The sequence below is a fragment of the Mycolicibacterium vaccae NBRC 14118 = CIP 105934 genome (assembly GCF_001552715.1).
In the GTDB taxonomy this organism is placed as follows: Bacteria; Actinomycetota; Actinomycetes; order Mycobacteriales; family Mycobacteriaceae; genus Mycobacterium; species Mycobacterium vaccae.
In genome coordinates, this window is sequence record NZ_BCRS01000012.1 from 18,588 (window position 1) to 37,529 (window position 18,942).

At 69.7% G+C, this 18,942-nt stretch carries 15 protein-coding genes and 1 pseudogene; 7 read left to right on the forward strand and 9 right to left on the reverse strand.

Annotation, left to right across the window (positions count from 1 at the left end; all coding sequences use genetic code 11):
• The first annotated feature begins 11 nt into the window (after window positions 1-11).
• Window positions 12-788 carry an enoyl-CoA hydratase gene (locus MVA01S_RS04145; RefSeq protein ID WP_003928990.1) on the forward strand — a complete coding sequence of 259 codons (777 nt, stop codon included), beginning with the start codon at window positions 12-14 and terminating at the stop codon, window positions 786-788.
• 18 nt (window positions 789-806) lie between these two features.
• Here MVA01S_RS04145 and MVA01S_RS04150 read toward each other — a convergent pair whose 3' ends face one another.
• On the reverse strand, window positions 807-1,409 hold the full coding sequence (locus tag MVA01S_RS04150; RefSeq protein WP_003928991.1) for a TetR/AcrR family transcriptional regulator: 603 nt from the start codon (window positions 1,407-1,409) through the stop codon (window positions 807-809).
• 60 nt (window positions 1,410-1,469) lie between these two features.
• Between MVA01S_RS04150 and MVA01S_RS04155 the strand changes: the two genes are divergently transcribed.
• Window positions 1,470-2,606 carry a phosphotransferase family protein gene (locus MVA01S_RS04155; protein ID WP_003928992.1) on the forward strand — a complete coding sequence of 379 codons (1,137 nt, stop codon included), beginning with the start codon at window positions 1,470-1,472 and terminating at the stop codon, window positions 2,604-2,606.
• On the forward strand, window positions 2,606-3,721 hold the full coding sequence (locus tag MVA01S_RS04160; protein ID WP_003928993.1) for an Rv3169 family protein: 1,116 nt from the start codon (window positions 2,606-2,608) through the stop codon (window positions 3,719-3,721). The genes MVA01S_RS04155 and MVA01S_RS04160 overlap by 1 nt, the downstream gene beginning before the upstream one ends.
• Before the next feature lie 18 nt (window positions 3,722-3,739).
• Here the strand turns inward: MVA01S_RS04160 and MVA01S_RS04165 are convergent, their stop codons facing one another.
• The gene (locus MVA01S_RS04165; protein WP_003928994.1) at window positions 3,740-5,290 is read right to left on the reverse strand and encodes a flavin-containing monooxygenase; all 1,551 of its coding nucleotides are present in this window, start codon (window positions 5,288-5,290) and stop codon (window positions 3,740-3,742) included.
• 40 nt (window positions 5,291-5,330) lie between these two features.
• On the reverse strand, window positions 5,331-6,308 hold the full coding sequence (locus MVA01S_RS04170; protein ID WP_003928995.1) for a TIGR03617 family F420-dependent LLM class oxidoreductase: 978 nt from the start codon (window positions 6,306-6,308) through the stop codon (window positions 5,331-5,333).
• Between the two features lie 101 nt (window positions 6,309-6,409).
• On the opposite strand from MVA01S_RS04170, the gene MVA01S_RS04175 reads away from it, so the two are divergent.
• Entirely contained in the window at window positions 6,410-7,753 is a 1,344-nt protein-coding gene (locus MVA01S_RS04175) for a flavin monoamine oxidase family protein (protein WP_003928996.1), read from the forward strand.
• Here the strand turns inward: MVA01S_RS04175 and MVA01S_RS04180 are convergent.
• Window positions 7,729-8,745 carry an alpha/beta fold hydrolase gene (locus MVA01S_RS04180; RefSeq protein ID WP_003928997.1) on the reverse strand — a complete coding sequence of 339 codons (1,017 nt, stop codon included), beginning with the start codon at window positions 8,743-8,745 and terminating at the stop codon, window positions 7,729-7,731. The genes MVA01S_RS04175 and MVA01S_RS04180 overlap by 25 nt on opposite strands.
• Window positions 8,746-8,866: 121 nt before the next feature.
• Between MVA01S_RS04180 and MVA01S_RS04185 the strand changes: the two genes are divergently transcribed.
• Both MVA01S_RS04185 and MVA01S_RS04190 read left to right on the forward strand, forming a co-directional pair.
• Complete coding sequence (locus MVA01S_RS04185) at window positions 8,867-9,841, forward strand: NADPH:quinone oxidoreductase family protein (RefSeq protein ID WP_003928998.1); 975 nt, start codon at window positions 8,867-8,869, stop codon at window positions 9,839-9,841.
• A gap of 140 nt (window positions 9,842-9,981) precedes the next feature.
• Complete coding sequence (locus tag MVA01S_RS04190) at window positions 9,982-12,750, forward strand: helix-turn-helix transcriptional regulator (protein ID WP_040540253.1); 2,769 nt, start codon at window positions 9,982-9,984, stop codon at window positions 12,748-12,750.
• Here MVA01S_RS04190 and MVA01S_RS04195 read toward each other — a convergent pair.
• The 5 genes from MVA01S_RS04195 to MVA01S_RS04215 all read right to left on the reverse strand — a co-directional run bounded on the left by MVA01S_RS04195 (window position 12,747) and on the right by MVA01S_RS04215 (window position 17,453).
• Window positions 12,747-13,529, reverse strand: coding sequence for a glucose 1-dehydrogenase (locus MVA01S_RS04195; protein WP_003929000.1), 783 nt, complete (start codon window positions 13,527-13,529; stop codon window positions 12,747-12,749). The two genes, MVA01S_RS04190 and MVA01S_RS04195, sit on opposite strands and share 4 nt — an antisense overlap.
• The gene (locus MVA01S_RS04200; protein ID WP_003929001.1) at window positions 13,529-15,526 is read right to left on the reverse strand and encodes a flavin-containing monooxygenase; all 1,998 of its coding nucleotides are present in this window, start codon (window positions 15,524-15,526) and stop codon (window positions 13,529-13,531) included. The genes MVA01S_RS04195 and MVA01S_RS04200 overlap by 1 nt, the downstream gene beginning before the upstream one ends.
• Window positions 15,527-15,559: 33 nt before the next feature.
• Window positions 15,560-16,438 carry an alpha/beta fold hydrolase gene (locus MVA01S_RS04205; RefSeq protein WP_003929002.1) on the reverse strand — a complete coding sequence of 293 codons (879 nt, stop codon included), beginning with the start codon at window positions 16,436-16,438 and terminating at the stop codon, window positions 15,560-15,562.
• 33 nt (window positions 16,439-16,471) lie between these two features.
• Entirely contained in the window at window positions 16,472-16,825 is a 354-nt protein-coding gene (locus tag MVA01S_RS04210; protein ID WP_003929003.1) for a hypothetical protein, read from the reverse strand.
• A gap of 88 nt (window positions 16,826-16,913) precedes the next feature.
• Window positions 16,914-17,453: a cysteine hydrolase family protein gene (locus tag MVA01S_RS04215; protein ID WP_003929004.1), complete on the reverse strand. Its 540-nt coding sequence runs from the start codon at window positions 17,451-17,453 to the stop codon at window positions 16,914-16,916.
• Between the two features lie 127 nt (window positions 17,454-17,580).
• Between MVA01S_RS04215 and gabT the strand changes: the two are divergent.
• Window positions 17,581-18,938 (forward strand): annotated as a pseudogene (gene gabT, locus MVA01S_RS04220) (4-aminobutyrate--2-oxoglutarate transaminase).
• The last annotated feature ends 4 nt before the right edge of the window (window positions 18,939-18,942 follow it).

An 18,942-nucleotide genomic window follows, 5' to 3' on the forward strand; every position in this document is an offset into this window, starting at 1 on the left:
CCAAGAAGGCCATGACTTCCGACCTGGTGTTGACCGCCGACCACGACGGCGTGCGGGTGATCACGCTGAACCGGCCCGCCGCCAGGAACGCGTTGAGCCGCGATCTGATCCGGGCCAGCTACGCGGCACTGACATCCGCGGACGCCGACCCGACGGTGCGCGCCGTGGTGCTCACCGGCACCGACCCCGCCTTCTGCGCCGGCGTGGACCTGAAAGAGGCAGCCCGCGACGGGCTTTCGTATTTCGAGGAGTTCCGGTCGCACAGCTGTATCGCCGCGGTGGCGCAGATGCGCACGCCGGTGGTCGGCGCGATCAACGGGCCCACGTTCACCGGCGGGCTGGAGATGGCGCTCGGGTGCGATTTCCTGATCGCCTCCGAGCGCGCGGTGTTCGCCGACACCCATGCGCGGGTCGGGATCCTGCCCGGCGGCGGGATGACGGCGCGGCTGCCGCAGCTGGTCGGGGCTGCGATGGCCCGACGGCTGTCGATGACCGGGGAGGTCGTCGACGCCGCACGCGCCGAGCGAATCGGGTTGGTCACCGAGGTGGTGCCGCACGACCGTCTGCTGGAGCGGGCGCTGCAGCTGGCCGTCCAGATCGCGGAGGTGCCGGGCCCGACGATGCGCAGCCTCAAGGAGATCTATACGACCGGCGCCGCGGCGGTGACCGATGCCGCGCTGGCGGCAGAGGAGAAGATCGCGTTCGCCCAGGACCGCGATTTCGACGGGCTCAACGACAGGTTCGGTGCGGTGACCCGCCGCAACAAGGAGCAGATCCGGCCCACCTGACCGCGCATGCGTGCGGGATCAGGCCAGCACGCCGTGCAGCAGGATATCGGTGGTCCTGTCCACCCACGACGGGTCTTCCAGGTCATCGGGCGTCTGTAACAGCGCCAGCAGCGTGGCTCCGCCGATCAGGTGCACCAGCCGGTCCGGGTCGACGTCGCCGCGGACCTCCCCACGCGCGACCGCGCCGTGCAGCCGGGTGCGCACCGCGCCGAACAGGTCGGTGAAGCGGGCGCCCACCCGGCCGGTGAGGTCGGCGTCGGCGGACATGTCGGCGATCAGCCCAGGCAGCGCCGCCCGCACCACCGGACTGGTGAACACGTCGCGGGCCGCCTCGATCATCGCGCGCAGGTCGGCGCTGATGTCGCCCGGCGGGCTGTCCATGGCCGACGGCGTGGCCGGGAACGCAGCCTCGTGTACGAGCTCGGCTTTGCTCGACCATCGCCGGTACAGCGCCGTCTTGGTGGTGCCCGCGCGCTCGGCGACCGCGGCCATTGTGACGTTCGAATAGCCGATTTCGACAAGAAGTTCCGCAGTCGCCCGCAATATGGCAGCGTCGATACGCGGATCCCGCGGGCGACCGGCACCCGGGGTCTTGTCACCCGGCGACGGGTCTGTTTTCATATCGCTACCCACGGTATCGTATTAGTGCCACGCCTGTGCCGGGCGGGAAGGATCGTGTCTGTGACCACCGAACCAGCCGTCGACAATGTGGACCGGCTCCAACGCTCCAGCCGAGACATGTCGAATGTGCCTGCCGCACTGTCGCAGTGGCTCTCGATGCTGATGCCGGACACCACGCCGGAGATCACGGTGGAGAGTGGCATCGACGCCAATGGCATGTCCTCCGAAACGATCCTGTTGCGTGGGCGGTGGCTGCAGGCAGGCGAGTCAGTCGAGCAGAACTGGGTCGCCCGGGTGGCACCCACCGACGCCGACATCCCCGTGTTCGAACATTACCGGCTCGACCATCAGCACGAGGTGATGAGACGCGTCGCCGAACTCACCGACGTCGCGGTACCGCCGGTACGCTGGCTCGAACCCACCGGGGAGGTGCTGGGCCGGCCCTTCTTCCTGATGGACCGCGTGGACGGCATCGTGCCTCCCGACGTCATGCCCTACACCTTCGGCGACAACTGGCTCTTCGACGCGAGCCCGGAACAACAGCGTCAGCTCCAGGACCGCACCGTCGGGGTGCTGGCCGCACTGCACTCGATCCCCGACGCCCAGCAGGTGTTCGGGTTCCTCCAGGACGTCGACCCGCCCGGAGAGACCGCACTGCACCGCCACTTCGGCTGGCTCAAGAACTGGTACGAATTCAGCGTGCCCGACATCGGCCGCTCGTCGTTGGTCGATCGGGCGCTGACGTGGCTGGACGATCACTTCCCCGACGACGTCGCAGCCACCGAACCGGTCCTGTGCTGGGGCGATTCCCGCATCGGCAACGTGATGTACCGCGACTTCTCCCCCGTCGCCGTGCTCGACTGGGAGATGGCCACCGTCGGCCCGCGGGAACTGGATCTGGCGTGGATCAGCTTCGCGCACATGGTCTTCCAGGAGCTGACCAAGCTGGCGGGGCTGCCGGGGATGCCGGACTTCCTGCGTGAGGACGACGTCCGCGCCACCTACCGGGACCTCACCGGTGTCGAGGTCGGCGACCTGCGCTGGTTCCATGTGTACTCGGCGGTCGTATGGTGCTGCGTGTTCATGCGCACCGGGGCCCGGCGCGTGCACTTCGGCGAGATCGAGAAGCCCGCCGACGTCGAAACGCTCTTCTACCACGGATCGCTGCTGAAACGACTGATCGGAGAGGCCCCCTGATGCTCGGACCGATGGACGAATATCCGGTGCACCAGGTGCCCCAGCCCATCGCGTGGCCGGGCTCCTCGGATCGCAACTTCTACGACCGGTCCTACTTCAACGCTCACGACCGCACCGGCGACATCTTCGTCATCACCGGGATCGGCTACTACCCGAATCTCGGGGTCAAAGACGCGTTCATGCTCGTCAGGCGTGGCGACACCCAGACCGCGGTGCACCTGTCGGACGCGATCGATCAGGACCGGCTCAACCAGCACGTCGGCAACTACCGCGTCGAGGTCGTCGAACCGCTGCGCAAGCTGCGCATCATTCTCGACGAAACCGAAGGCATCGCAGCCGATCTCACCTGGGAAGGGTTGTTCGACGTGGTGCAGGAGCAGCCACACGTCATGCGCCGCGGCACCCGGGTGACCCTGGACGCGCAACGCTTCGCCCAGGTTGGTTCGTGGAGCGGTCAGCTGGCGGTCGACGGGGTGGATATCGCCGTCGACCCCGCCAGCTGGATCGGTACCCGCGACAGATCGTGGGGCATCCGGCCCGTCGGCGAGGCCGAACCCGCAGGGCGGCCCGATGATCCGCCGTTCGAGGGCATGTGGTGGCTGTACGTGCCGATGGCGTTCGACGACTTCGCGCTCGTGATCATCATGCAGGAGGACCCGCACGGGTTCCGCTCGCTCAACGACTGCACGCGCATCTGGAAGGACGGCCGGATCGAGCAGCTGGGCTGGCCGCGGGTCAAGGTGCACTACCGCTCCGGCACCCGGATACCGACCGGTGCCACGATCGAGGCGACGGCGTTCGACGGCAGCCCGCTGCGTTTCGACGTGGAGTCCAGGCTGGCGGTGCCGATCCACGTCGGCGGCGGCTACGGCGGCGACTCGGACTGGCTACACGGTGTGTGGAAGGGCGACAACTTCACCGAGCGCCTGACCTACGACATGAACGACCCCGCGATCATCGGCCGCGCCGCGTTCGGAGTGATCGACCACGTCGGCCGCGCGGTGTGCCGCGACGCCGACGGCACCGAGCGCGAGGGCTGGGGACTGTTCGAGCACGGCGCGCTGGGCCGGCACGACCCGTCGGGCTTCGCCGACTGGCTCACCGTCGCTCCCTGACACCCCAGCCTGCTACCGTCACCCGCCGAGATTGCGTTCCAGTAGGTCCTCACTCGAAAGTTCGCGCGTGGAATGCAATTTCGGCGCGGGAGCGGTATCGGGCGCGGGGGCGCGGCCGAACACCATCGACTCCTCGATGCGGTCGAGCCGGTGGTCGATGGCGTCGAGCACGTAGTTGTGCCGCACGTTCCACGGCCGCCGGGTCCCCGACTTCGGCAGCACGTGCGCCGACCGGTGTACGTAGCCGGCATTGATGTTCCACGCCGGCTTCTCGGTCATCGGGGTCGCGCCCAGGTGCGGGTAAGCGTGGGTGTATCCGTGAGAATCCATGTAGGCCAACAACTTCGCCACCGCACGCGCGGTCAGATCGGCCCGCAGCGTCCAGGACGCGTTGATGTATCCCACGCACCACGCCATGTTCGGCACGTCTTCGAGCAGGTGCTCCTTGTAGACGAAGCGGTCGGCGGTCCTGACCTCTTCGCCGTCGACACTGATCGTGACGCCGCCCAGGGCCTGCAGCTGAATTCCGGTGGCGGTGACGATCACGTCCGCATCGAGGCGTTCACCCGACTGCAGCACGATGCCCGTGCCATCGACGTGGTCGATCCGGTCGGTGACCACCTCGGCGCGTCCGGTGGCGATGGCGTCGTAGAAGTCCCCGGACAGGATCAGGCACAGCCGTTGATCCCACGGGTCGTAGGTGGGATTGAAGTGGGTGTCGACCGGATAACCCTCGGGCAGATAGTGTTTGGCGACCGCGCGGATCGCCCGACGGCTGAACCGCGGCGCTTTGCGCGCGATCCCGTACACGGCCACGATGAACAGGACGTTGTACAGCCAGGCGAGCCGGTATCCCAGCCGGCGGGGCGGCACCTTGCGCAGGAGGTTCACCACCGGGTTGATCCGCTGCCCGGACAGCAGATAGGTCGGCGAGCGCTGCAGCATCGTCACGTGGCCGGCCTTCTCGGTCAGCGACGGGATCAGGCTGATCGCGGTGGCGCCACTGCCGATCACCACGACCCTGCGCCCGCTGTAGTCCAGATCCTCGGGCCACTGCTGCGGATGGACGACCGTGCCGGAGAAGTCCTCCAGTCCCGGGATGTCCGGGCGGTACGGGTGGTCGTAGTCGTAGTAGCCGGTGGCGAAGAACAGGAACCGGGTCCGGTAGGTGCGCGGCACCCCGTTCTGCTCGGTCTGCACCTCCCAGGTGTCGGTCTGTGAATCCCAGTTCGCCGAGCTCACCCGGGTGTCGAACCGGATGTGCCGGTCGATCCCGTGCCGGTGCGCGGCCTCGGTGAGGTAGGTGCGGATGTCCTCACCGTCGGCGACGTTCTCCGGCCTGGCCCACGGCTCCCACGGGAACGACAGGGTGAAGATGTCGCTGTCGGAGCGGATGCCCGGGTAGCGGTGCAGGTCCCAGGTACCGCCGATGCGCGAACGGCGCTCCAGAACCGTGTAGGTGAGCTGCGGATTCCGCTCCTGGATCCGGTATGCGGCACCAATTCCCGAAATGCCTGCGCCGATGATCAGGACGTCGGAGAACTCTGTCTCCGGATAGCGCTGGTCCACTCGCAACCTCCATTGGTCCGCTCACGTACCACCCTAGGACTCAGTCGGCCAGCGCGTCGACGATCCGGGCCAACGAATCCACCTTGATGGGGCCGGGCTGGTAGAGGCAGATGCGGTCCGACACGCCGCCCACCCGGTCCTCGATGTGCTTGGCGATCTCGGCGGGGGTGCCGCACGCGGCGATGGTGTGCAGCACGTCGTCGTCGATGAGCCGCCCCATGTCCTCCCAGCGCCCCTGCTTGGACAGGGCGCGCAGTTCGGGCTGCAGGTCACCCCAGCCGTGCGCGTCGAGCACCGGGCGGTAGGCCGGCGTCGACCCGTAGAACGCCAGCAGCCGGCGGGTCGCGGTGTGGTCGGGGTCCTCGTCGGCGACCGAGACGATGATCTCGGGCACGACGGCCAGGTCCGAGCGGTCGCGGCCCGCCGCGGCCAGCCCGGCCTCGACATTGGGCATCGTCACCTCGTGCAGGAAGCGCTTCGAGCCGAACGGCATCACCAGCAGCCCGTCGGCGACCTCGGCGGTCATCCGGGTCATCTTCGGCCCCAGCGCGCCGACGAAGATCGGCACCGGCGCAAAGCTCGACCTCGGGCTGAAAGTCGGCGTCATCAGCGTGTGGCGGTAGAACTCACCCTGGAAGTTCAGCCGCTCCCCCGTGCTCCACGCCTCGAAGATCGCCCGCAGCGCCCCGACGAGTTCAGCCATCCGTGCCACCGGGCGGTCGAACTCGGCGCCGAACCGCTTCTCGATCTGGGTGCGGATCTGGGTACCCAGGCCCAGGGTGAAGCGTCCGCCGGACAGCAGCTGGTGGTCGACGGCCTGGTGCGCCAGGTGAATCGGGTTGCGGGGGAAGGCGATCGCGACGTTGGTCATCACGTCCAGGCCGCCGACGGTCGCCGCCATGGTCAGCGGCGTGAACACGTCGTGCGGCCCCTCGAAGGTGAACACCCCGCTGGCGCCGGCTTCGCGCAGCGCGCGGGCCCTGTCCGTCGCGTCCATCGGCCCGAACAACGCGGTCATCACCTGCACAAGGGCCGAGCCTAGTGCGGATCCGGCGCGTTTCACGACACTATGGGTGCGTTTGCGCGCCGAAATCGCGGGATGCGGCAGAGGATGGAGGCATGGCTGACGTCGTCGTGGTGGGAGCGGGCTTCGCGGGGCTGACCGCGGCGCGGGAACTGACGCGTTTCGGGCACGACGTGGTGGTCGTCGAAGGCCGCGACCGGGTGGGCGGCAGATCGCACACCGGCACCGTCGCGGGCGTCCCGGTGGACCTCGGCGCGACGTTCGTCGGCCCCACCCAGGACGCGGTGCTGGCGCTGGCCGACCAGCTGGGCTGCGAACGGACACCCACCTACGGGCGGGGTAAGAACCTGATCCGCTGGCGCGGTTCGGTGCGCTCCTACCGCAGCACGATCCCGCGGTTGTCGATCATCGAGCTCGTGGACGTGTCGCGGATCCAGTGGCGCTTCGAACGGGTCTGCCGGAGGGTGCCCGTCGAACAGCCGTGGACCTCACCGATCGCAGGCGACCTCGACGGCGTCTCGCTGGACGGTTGGCTGCGCTCGGTGCACGCCGGCGCGTCCACTCGCGACCTGATGACGATCATGTCGCGGGTGACCTGGGGCGCGGAGCCCGACGCGGTCTCGATGCTGCATGCGGTGCGCTACGTGAAGGCCGCGGGCGGGCTGAGCCGGATGCTCGACGTCGAGGGCGGCGCCCAGCAGGAGCGGTTCACGGCGGGCACGCAGCAGATCGCCGAGCGGATGGCCGAGCAGCTCGGCGAGAGCGTGGTGCTCGGCGAGCCGGTGCGCCGGATCTCCCGGGGCGCCGACCGCACGCTGACCGTCACCACCGACCGCGCCGAGTACGTGGGCGCGGCGGTCGTCGTCGCCGTCCCGCCCGAGCACCGCGCGACCATCGAGTTCGATCCGCCCCTGCCCGCGGGCTACGGCGAGCTCAGCAGGCACTGGCCACAGGGCCATCTGAGCAAGGCCTACGCGGCCTATGAGACCCCGTTCTGGCGCAAGGCCGGCTGCTCCGGGGAGGCGCTGTCCGACGAGGGGCCGGTGTTCATCACGTTCGACTGCAGCCCGGGCGACGACGGACCCGGCATCCTGTTGGGGTTCACCGATGCGCGCACATTCGACCCGCTCCCCGACGAGCAGCGCCGCGAGGTCGCGCTGGCCGGGTTCACCGCGTTGTTCGGGCAAGCCGCGGCACGCCCGCTCGACTACCTCGACCATCGTTGGGGCGTCGAGGCTTTCGCCCCGGGCGGACCGACCGCGGCGGTCCCGCCGGGGGCGTGGACCGCGCACGGCCGATGGCTGCGCGCCCCGGTCGACGGCATCTTCTGGGCGGGCACGGAGACCGCCGACCGCTGGACCGGGTTCCTCGACGGCGCGGTGCGGTCGGGGCTGCGCGCGGCCGCCGACGCGCATCAGGAGCTGGCGCGCCGGCCCTGATCGTCGGACGCCGCGGTGCCTGTCGCCTCGCTCGCCCGGGAACTGTCCCGGACCGACCCGATCAGCCAGCGCAGATGCTCGTTGACCTCGTCGGGCCGTTCCAGAATCGCGCAGTGTCCGCCCGGCAGCTCGACGAATCGCGCCAGGTTCGGCGCGGTGGCTGCGATCCGGCGGGCCGACGCCATCGGCAGCAGCCGGTCCTTGGTGCTGCCGATCACCAGTGTCGGCACCGTCAGGTTGGACAGCGCGATGTGCCGGGGCCCGAGGTGGTCGACGAGCACCCGCGCCCACCCGCCGCGCCCGGCCGGTGAGGTGGAGTTGAACAGGTCGTAGACGAAGTCGGCGACCGCCGGGTCGGCGTCGCGGCCGACGGCCAGGGACGCGACGAACCGGCGGTTGGGCCGGTGCACGGCCCGGTTCAGCGGCACCCCGGCGAACCGGCGCAGCACCGATCCGGCCGCCCGCACGCGGGCTTCGGCCAGCGCCGGCGGGACCGGCAACAGGTTGACGTTGCGAAGCAGGTCGCCGGTGGTGGTGTTGATCAGCGCGACCGCGTCGGCGCGTTGCTCGACGCGGTGCGGCAGCCGTTCGGACCACGACGAGATCGCGATGCCACCCATCGAGTGGCCGGCGATCACCGCGCGTTCGCCGGGGGCCAGCGTGGCCTCCAGCACGGCGTCGAGGTCGGCGGCCAGGTAGTCCAGGCTGTAGCCGCCGCGCAGCGGCGGGATCGAGCTGCGGCCGTGGCCGCGGTGATCGAAGGCGATCACCCGGTGGTCGCGGGCCAGGTCGGCGATCTGACAGGCCCACACCCGCAGCGCGCAGGTGATGCCGTGCGCGAGCACGATCGGGTAGCCGTCCTCGGGGCCGAAGACCTCTGCGTGCAGCCGGACGCCGTCGCGGGAGCGGACGTCGACGATGCGTCCCGACGCCAGTGCCTGCGCGGGGGCGAATCCCCGGCCCCGGGCCGGGGTGCTGGTTCCTCGTGCCATGCGCTGCTCCTGTGTTTCCGGCGACTTTGCCCGGTACGGGACTGTACCCGGTGGAGACCGGCGGTGAGCCGACCAACCGCGGGTGAGTTAAATGGTCTGCGACGACCATCAGGAGGCCGGAATGCGCGCGATACAGATTGCCGAACTGGAGGGCCCGCAGGCGGCCCGCCTCGTGGAGATCGACGAGCCCACCGCCGCCGACGGCGCGGTGCTGGTCGACGTGTACGCCGCGGGGGTGGCGTTCCCCGACGCGCTGCAGTCCCGCGGGCTCTATCAGTACAAACCCCAGATGCCCTACACGCCGGGCGCGGAGGTGGCCGGGGTGGTGCGTAGCGCACCCACCGGCGCGCACGTGCAGCCCGGCGACCGGGTGGCCGGGCTGACGATGTTGTGCGGCGCAATGGCCGAAGTCGTTGCACTGCAACCGGAACGGGTGTTCAAGTTGCCGGATACGCTGTCCTTCGAGGCTGGCGCAGGCATCCTGTTCAACGATCTGACGGTGCATTTCGCGTTGCGGACCCGGGGCCGTCTGCAGCCCGGCGACACGGTGCTGGTGCACGGGGCGGCCGGCGGCATCGGGACCTCGGCGCTGCGGCTCGCGCCGGCTTTCGGCGCCTCCCGCACCATCGCGGTGGTCAGCACCGAGGACAAGGCCGAGGTGGCCCGTGCCGCAGGCGCGTCCGACGTGGTGCTCGCCGACGGGTTCAAGGACGCGGTCAAAGAACTCACCGGCGGGCGCGGGGTCGACATCGTGGTCGATCCGGTCGGCGGCGACCGGTTCACCGATTCACTGCGCTCCCTGGCACCCGGCGGCCGGCTGCTGGTCGTCGGGTTCACTGGTGGCGAGATCCCGACGGTCAAGGTGAACCGGCTGCTGCTCAACAACGTCGACGCCGTCGGGGTGGGCTGGGGAGCGTGGACAATGACCCACCCCGGCTATCTGCAGGAGCAGTGGGCCGAGCTGGAGCCGTTGCTGGCCTCGGGCGCGGTGCCGGCGCCCACCCCGGTCGTCTATCCGCTGGAGCGGGCCGCCGACGCGATCGCGTCTCTGGAGGACCGCTCGGCCAGGGGCAAGGTCGTCGTTCTTGTCCGATGAGGCTCTTGTCCGATGAGGTTGTTGTCCGATGAGGTCGTTATCCGATGAGGTCGTTATCCGATGAGGCCGCGATCCGGGAAGTGACCCGCCGGTAACCAAATGCGCCCGAAGTGGTGCGCCGGTCTTTGCCCGCTGCGATGATGGAGCTCGTGTCCCGCGCTGGAGAGCGACCAGTCGACGATCCGCGCGTTGCTGGATTCCTGGTCACCGCGGCGTCTGCGCCGACCGCGCTGGTCATCGAGGGCGACGCCGGCATCGGTAAGACCACGCTGTGGCTGCGTCAGCTCGAGCTGGCCGGCGAGCGGGGTTTCCGGGTGCTCACGGCCCGGGTGGGCCAGGCCGAATCGGTGATGGCGTTCGCCGCGCTGGCCGACCTGCTCGGCGATGTCGAGGACGACTGCTTCGCGTCGTTGCCCGCATTACAGAAGCTGGCGCTGGACCGGGTGTTGCTGCGCGCAGGCAACGACGGTCCGCCCACCGATCAGCGCACGGTGGCCGCGGGTTTCGTGTCGGTGCTGCACACTCTGGCCGAGCGGTCCCCGGTGTTGATCGCGATCGACGACGCCCAGTGGCTGGACCGGTCGAGCCGCGCGGCCGTCGAGTTCGCGGTGCGCCGGCTGCGGGGACCGTTCGGCGTGCTGGTGACCGAGCGGTGCGCCCCGGGTGAGGGCACGACCGCGGGCTGGCTGAGGCTGGAGCGCCCCGACGGACTTCAGCGCGTGTCGGTGCGGCCGATGACCACGGGCCAGCTGCACTCGCTGATCTCCGAGCGCCTCGGCCGCACCCTGGCCCGTCCGTCGGTGCTCCGCATCGCCGAGGTCTCGGGCGGCAACCCGTTTTTCGCCCTCGAACTGGCGCACTCCATCAGTGACGGCCCGACCGCGGGCGAAGCATCGCTACCTGCCACCCTGACCGAGGTGGTGCGCCGCCGGATCGGGATGCTCGACGATTCGACCCGCTCGCTGCTGCTCAGCGTCGCGTGCGTGGCCGCTCCCACCGTGGACCTGTTGGCGCGCGCCCACGCCTCGACAGCCGCCGAGGTGGCCGCCCGACTGGAGACGGTGGAGTCCACCGGCATCGTCACCGTGGACGGGAACCGGGTGCGGTTCACCCACCCGCTGCTGGCCAGCGGCGTGTACACCGACGCCGGGCCGACCGCGCGCCGCGCGATGCACCGCACGATGGGCGCGCTGGAGACCCAGCCGGAGCTCAAGGCCCGGCATCTGGCCCTGGCCTCGGCCAGCGGCGACGAGGAGATCTTCACCGCGCTGGACCAGGCCGCCGACTCGGCCCGCGCCCGGGGTGCGCCGGCCGCGGCCGCCGAGCTGGTCGGCCTGGCGATCGGGCTGGGCGGCGACAACCCGTTGCGCCGCATGAAATCTGCGGAGAACCACTTCCTGGCCGGCGACACCGCCAAAGCCGCCGCCGTGCTGGGCCAGGTCGACTCGATGGAGCCGGCGATCCTGCGGGCGCTGGCGTCGAGCCTGCTGGCCACGGTCCGGATGTACGAGAACGAACACACCGAGGCGGTCGCGCTGCTGCGCGGCGCACTCGACGACGGTGCGGGAAACGTCCCGGTGCTGGTGCAGGTGCTGTTGCGACTTTCCTTCGCACTCAACAGCATCGGCGAACTCGACGACGCGCGCCGGCACGTCCGCGACGCCGTCAAGCTCGCCGAGGAGCTCGGAATTCCCGGCATCATCAGCGCGGCGCTGGCCTGGTCGGTGCACGTGAAGTTCCAATGCGGCGACGGTCTCGACGAGCCGTCCCTGCAGCGCGCGTTGGAACTCTACGACCCCGCCTTCGACGTGCCGATCATCTTCCGGGCGCCGTTCGTGCACGCGTTGGCGATGTCGTGGACCGGCAGGCTCGAGCAGGCGCACCACGAGCTGACCGAGGTGCGCGCGGTGTGCGTCGAGCGCGGCGCCGAGAGCGACATGATGGCGATCGCCGGGTTCCTCGCGATCAACCACCTGTGGTGGGGTCAGCTCGCGGCCGCCGAAGCCGAGGCGGCCGAGGCCGTGGAACGCGCCGAACAACTCGGCGGCGACGACGTGCTGATCATCCCGATGACCGTGCGCAGCGCGCTGGCCGCCTACGCCGGCCGCGTCGACGACGCCCGCACCGACGCCCGCTGGGTGCTCGGTGCGATTGCCAACCGGCAGGCCTCCCACATCGCCGACTGGCCGGGAATGACGTTGTGCTTCCTGGAGGAGTCGCTCGGAAATCACCGGGAGGCGCTGGAGGCCCTCGATGTGAAGTTCCTCGACACCGATCAGATGCCTGCCACCGAAATGATGTACGCGTGGCACCTGCCCGACGTGATCGAGGCGATGGTAGGCGTGGGACGGCTGGACGAGGCCGAATACCTCACCGGCGCACTGGAACAGAACGGCCTCGAGCACCGCCGGCCCTGGATGCGCGCAGTGGGGGCGCGGTGTCGCGCGATGCTGCTGGCCGCCCGCGGCGAGGTGGCGGCCGCCGAACAGTCCGCGCACCGCGCGATGGCCGAGCACGAAAGCCTCCCGATGCCGTTCGAGACGGCGAGAACCCAGCTTCTGCTCGGCCAGCTGCAGCGCCGGCTGCGCCAGAAGCAGTCTGCGGCCACGAATCTGAACCAGGCGCTGCGGACCTTCCAGGCGTTGGGCACCCCGCTGTGGGCGCAGCGGGCGCAGGCCGAACTGGCACGCGCAGTGGTGGCCCCGGCCGAGGATCTGAGCCAGTTGACGCCGTCGGAGCAGCGGGTCGCCGAGATGGCGGCCGCCGGGGCGACCAACAAGGACATCGCCGCGGCGATGTTCATCAGCGCCAAGACCGTCGAGCACAACCTCACCAGGATCTACCGCAAGCTGGGCATCAGCTCGCGTGCCGAGTTGGGCCGACGGATCGATCGGGCCGGCGGGACCTAGGTCACCCAGTCCGGCTGTCGGCCGACGTCGACGGCGGAGAAATCCTTGTGCGCCAGACCGGCGAGCGTGCCGCCGTCGACGACGAACTCCGCTCCGGTCGAGTAACTCGACTCGTCGGATGCCAGGTAGACGACCAGGTTGCTGACCTCGTGCGGCTGGGCGATCCGGCCGAGCGCGGACTGGAAGATGTCCTCGGGCACCCAGTCGGCCATGGGTGTCTTGACCAGCCCCGGATGCACCGAGTTCACCCGGATTCCGAACGGCCCCAACTCCAGTGCCGTCGACTTGGTGAGGCCGCGGACCGCGAACTTGGTGGCGGTGTAGCCGTGGCAGCCGACGGTGCCCGCCATCCCCTCGATGGAGGAGATGTTGACGATCGATCCGGCGCCTGCGGCCTTCATGGTCGGGGTGACCGCACGGATGCCGAGGAACACGCCGGTGAGGTTGACGTCGAGGATGCGCTGCCACTCGGCCAATTCGTAGTCCTCGACGGTGCCGATGTTCAGGATGCCCGCGTTGTTGACCAGGATGTCGAGCCCGCCGAACTCGGCGACGGTGGTGGCCACGGCCGCGTCCCAGTCGCCGGGGCTGGTGACGTCGAGATGAACGTAGCGCGCGGCGTCCCCGAGTTCGCCGGCCACGTCTTCGCCCTCGGCGTCGAGGATGTCGCCGCACACCACCTTCGCGCCGTGGGCGGCCATCGCCCGCGCGTGGGAGGCGCCCATCCCCCTGGCCCCACCACTGATCAGCGCGACCTTGCCTGCCAGCCGTCCGGTCATCAATTCCCCTGCCCCGTCGTGATTGTGAATTCGTAGTCCGCCGAGGACGGCCGATGCGTCCACTTCCAGTAGTCGGCGATGCGCCACGCGAACAGGGTGGGCAGCTCACCCGCGCTGTTCTTGTAATAGCTGCTGACCGACGGGTGTGCGTAGACCATTGACTTCAGCCGGTGCTGGCTGCGCCGGTCGTAGCCGGTGCACACCTCGGCCCTGGGGGCCACCGCGGCTGCGCCGGCGGCCAGCGTCATGTCGATGCAGCCCAGGATGTAGCGCATCTGGCATTCGGAGTTGTAGATGATGCTCGCGCCGTTCACGGCGTTGGTGCCGGGGCCGAACATGCAGTAGAAGTTCGGGAACTCTGCCACCGTGATCCCGAGGTAGGCGTAGCCGGCGTCGCCCCACGCCTCGTTGAGCCCGATCCCGCCGGTGCCGCGGATGTCGATCGGTCCGAGCTGGTGGTTGACGTCGAAACCGGTGGCCCACACCAGCACATCGGCACTGCGGTGCACACCGCGGACGTCGGTGACCCCGTCGGCGGTGATCTCGGCGATCCCGTCGGTCACCAGCTCGACGTCGTCGCGCTGCAGAGTGGTCAGCCAGGTCCCGTCGTCCTGAAGGGTGCGCTTGCCCATCGGCGGGTATTTCGGGGTGACCTTGTCGAGCAGTTCCTCGTCGTCGGTGAACGCTCGCATCCACGCGATGAACATGTCCCGGATCGCCTGATTGCCTGCGCTGACCGACAATCCGCCGGTGTCCCAGCCGGGGTCGATGGTGATCTGTTCGTCGAGGGCGTCGGCGATCGGCCACCACGACACGAAGCGCAACCACCGGCCGTAGTAGGGCAGATGCCGGGTGGCCCACCGGGCCTCGGGGCTGACGGCCTCGTGGTAGTGCACGTTGGGCGCCATCCACTGCGGCGTGCGCTGGTAGACGTCGACATGCGCGGCGGTGCCGGCGATCGCGGGAACCAACTGGAAGCCGCTGGCCCCGGCACCGATCACGGCGACCCGCTTGCCGGCCAGCTCCACGGAGTCGTCCCAGTCCGCGGTGTGGCGGGACGGTCCGCGAAATACTTTCGCGCCGTTGATGTCCGGGATGACAGGGGCGCTGAACTGGCCGACCGCGCAGATCACGGCGCAGGCGGTCAGCTCCTCGTCGGCGGTGGTGTCGGCGCTCCCGACCGCGGTGGGGCGCACCCGCACCCGCCACTGAGAGGCTGCCTCGTCCCACACCGCGCCGGTGACCTCGGTGTCGAACCGGATGTGTTCGGCGAGACCGTAGCGGTCGGTGACATCCCGCAGATACTGCAGGATCTCGGGTTGGGTCGCGTAGTGGTGCCGCCAGTGGTCGGTGGGCTCGAACGAATACGTGTAGTACTGGCTGGCGATGTCCACCCGGCAGCCCGGGTATCGGTTGGCCAGCCAGGTCCCGCCGACTCCGGACTGGCGCTCGATGATGGTGAACGGCACACCGGCCGCCTTGAGCTTGATTCCGGCGAGCACTCCGGCCTCACCGCAGCCGATGACCACGACGGGGAAGCCGGCGCGCTGCTCGGGCGCCGATGCCCACACCGGACCGCACTGGTCGTCGTCGGTGACCCTGAGGTCCGCGGCGATGTAGTCGACGAATTCGTCGGTGACCTGGCCGGCGGAGACCGCGTCGAGCATCACCCGCAGCTGGTGCTCGTCGGGCACGAACGGCGGCGGGCAACCCCTGTCGCGGTAGTCGCGGGCAACCTGATAGGCCCTGTCCCGCACCACCTGTTTGTCCGGCTCGCTCATGCCACCCTGCAGGTCCATCGCGATGAGCATGAACGGGCGCGGCAGTTCGTCGAGGACGCTCAGGTCGCCGGTCATGTGGACGATCGACATCAACAGGGCGGGCACGCTGGCGTCGTCGATGGCCGCCCGCAGCACCTCATCGCCGTCGTCGAACGGCAGTCCGGTCAACCGGGTCAGCTCGGGACTGCGCACCTCCGCGCCGGTCAGATGGGGCACGGACCGACCATACGCTCGGCGTTCAGTGGATGGTCAGGGTTTGGCGACTTCCGCCCGCGCCAGGAAATCGAGCACCGCACCGGCGAACAGGTCGTTGCGGTCCCCGGCCACCATGTGCCCGGCGCCCTCGACGTCGACGAACGCGACCTGGGGAAACCGCGCCAGAAATTCCTCGGCGCGCTGATGGCTGACCAGGTCGCTGACCTGACCGCGCACCAGTAGCACCGGCACCCCGTCGGCGAGGATGGCCTCGACCGCGGCGTGCAGACGCTCGGTGTCGGTGACCTCCAGCGGCGGATTGGTCGCGGAGCCGTCGATGAACTGCGGGTCCCAGTGCCAGTACCAGCGATCCCCCCTGCGCCGCAGGTTCTTTCGCAAGCCATCGAGATCGTCCGGGCGCGGCCGGTGCGGGTTGAACGCCGCGATCATGTCGGCGACCTCGTCGAGCGAGGCGAATCCGTCGACCATCTTGTCGGCCATGAAGGCGTGAATACGCTCGGCCCCGGAGGGATCCATATCGGGCACGATGTCGACCAGGACCACTGCCGCGGCGACGCCGCGGGCCAGTTCGCCGGCCAGCAGCATCGAGGTGATGCCACCGAGAGACGCACCGACGAGCACCGGCTTCTCCGGCAGCAGGCGGAGGATCTCGCCCACGTCGGCGGCGAAACTGGACACCCGGTAGTCGCCCTCGGCGGACCAGTCGGACTCACCGTGGCCGCGCATGTCGACGGTGACGCCCTGCCAGCCGCGCTGCGCCACAGCCGCAGCGGCCCTGCCCCAGGACCGGCGGGTCTGCCCGCCGCCGTGCAGGAACACCACAGCGCGCGCGTCCGGGTCGCCGACCCGGTCTGCCACGATCCGCACACCGCCGTGCCCGTCGGTCAGAAACGGCTCCGGCGCAACGGTCATCCCCGGATCGTAAGTGCTACAACGCCGGTGGTCCTACCAGATGACGGCCAGCGCCGCCGCGGCGAACGACAGCACCCCGACTCCGTAGAACATGCCGCGCGGCACCGCTTCGCCGGTGCGCTTCTGCCGGGCGCTGCCCATGCCCAGCAATCCTCCGAGGATCACCAGGATCACCAGCTTGATCCCGATCTTGGGGTAGTTCAGTTCGATGCCCGCGGGCCACGGCGCGGCCAGCGCGAGGCCGGTCAGCAGTGAGACCAGCAGGCCGTAGTCCATCACCCGGGTGGTCCGGAACCGGCGGGCGACCGCTTCGGTCACCCAGGCGCCGAACAGGATGGCGAAGCCGACGATGTGCAGCAATACAACTACAGAACGTAGTACTTCCATGCCGTGAGGCTACCTCAGCCCGGCCCCGCAACTCGGCAGGCGCCCGCCGTCACGGCGTGCCGGGCGGCACCCGATACCTGCCTCGGCGTCAGGGCAGGCAGTCGGTGGACTTCGACAGGTCGGCCTTCATGTTGCGACTCATCATCTCCAGCGCGGCCTCGCCGAGCTTGGCGTCGATGTGCGCCACGGCATCCGGGGGCACCACCACGTCGTAGTGCCGGACGTAGCCGTCGAGCGCGGTGTACAGGATGCACTGTTCGGTGACCTGCCCGGTGAGGACGATGCGCTGCGCACCCAGCCGGCTGAGCAGGTAGTCCAGCGGGGTCGCGTAGAACGCGCTGTGTCGCACCTTGGTCAGGAAGCGGGTGTCCGGGCTGGGCAGCAGCGGCCGGACCAGATCGGGACGGGCGCCCTTCAGCGCACCCTGGATGATGTCGGAGTGGTTGGCGGCGAAGTCGCCGTGGTTGTCGTTGACATAGATCACGTCGACGTCGTCACGCCGGCCGGCCCGCGCGACCAGTTCGGCGATCGGATCGACGACATCGGCAGCGCTGTCGGCCAGTTGCTCGGCGTCGGGGTGGTCGTAGGTGTTGAACACGTCGATCACCAGTAGCGCGGTATCACTCATGGACGTATTGATAACCGCGCAGCGCGAAAGTAATCCGCGCACACCGTTCCGGTATGTACATCGACGGACGGGCGATTGTCCGTCACGGACATGGGTGCGGCGAGCCGGCGTTCCTAGGCTTTGAGGCATGACTGCGACCGTGATCGGCGGCCCCGCCCTCCCCCAGGTCCGCCGGGTGCACACCGACGTGCCCGGCCCCCGGTCCGTCGAGCTCGCGCACCGCCGCAGTGCCGCACTCCCGGCGGGTCTGACCAGCGCCGCCGGTGTGTACGTGGCCGCGGCCGGCGGCGGGGTGATCCTCGACGTGGACGGCAACTCGTTCATCGACCTCGGCAGCGGGATCGCCGTGACCACCGTCGGCAACGCGGCCCCGGCCGTGGTGGCCGCGCGACGGCGCAGCTCGCCGAGTACACCCACACCTGCTTCCTGGCCACCCCGTACGAGCCCTACATCGAGGTCGCGGAGAAACTGAACGCGCTCACGCCGGGCGACCACGAGAAGCGCACCGCGTTGTTCAACACCGGCAGCGAGGCGGTGGAGAACGCCGTCAAGTACGCGCGTGCGGCGACCGGACGGCCGGCGGTGGTGGTGTTCGACCACGCGTTCCACGGCCGCTCGCTGCTCACCATGTCGATGACAGCCAAGAATGCGCCGTACAAGCACGGTTTCGGTCCGTTCGCCCCTGAGGTGTACCGGGCGCCGATGGCCTACCCGTTCCGGTGGCCGTCGGGTCCGCAGCACTGCGCCGCGGAGGCGTTCGCCCACTTCGCGCAACTCGTCGACGCCCAGATCGGTGCCGATGCGGTGGCCTGCGTGGTGGTCGAGCCGATCCAGGGTGAGGGCGGGTTCATCGTTCCGGCCGAGAGCTTTCTGCAGTCGGTCGCGCAGTTCTGCCGCGAGCGCGGCATCCTGCTGGTCGCCGACGAGGTGCAGACCGGCATCGCGCGCACCGGCGCGTGGTTCGCCAGCGAGCACGAGGGGCTGGTGCCCGACCTGATCACCACCGCCAAGGGTCTGGCTGGGGGGCTCCCGCTGGCCGCGGTCACCGGACGTGCCGACGTGATGGACGCCGCGCACTCCGGTGGTATCGGCGGCACCTACAGCGGCAACCCGGTCGCGTGCGCGGCCGCGCTCGGGGTGTTCGAGGAGATCGAGACCCGCGGTCTGGTCGAGCGCGCCCGCGCCCTGGGCGAGGTGATGACCGCGGCGCTGCGCAGGATCGCGGCCGCCACCGACGTGATCGGCGAGATCCGGGGCCGGGGCCGGGGCGCCATGATCGCCGCCGAACTCGTGGTGCCCGGCACCCGTGAGCCCGATCCCGGGGCGGTGGCCGCCGTCACCCGGCACTGTCAGCGCAACGGCGTGTTGCCGCTGAGCGCAGGCACTTTCGGCAACGTGCTGCGGTTCCTGCCGCCGCTGTCGATCTCCGACGAACTGCTCGCCGAGGCGTTCGACGTCGTCGCCGACGGTTTCGCCGCCCTGTAATCCC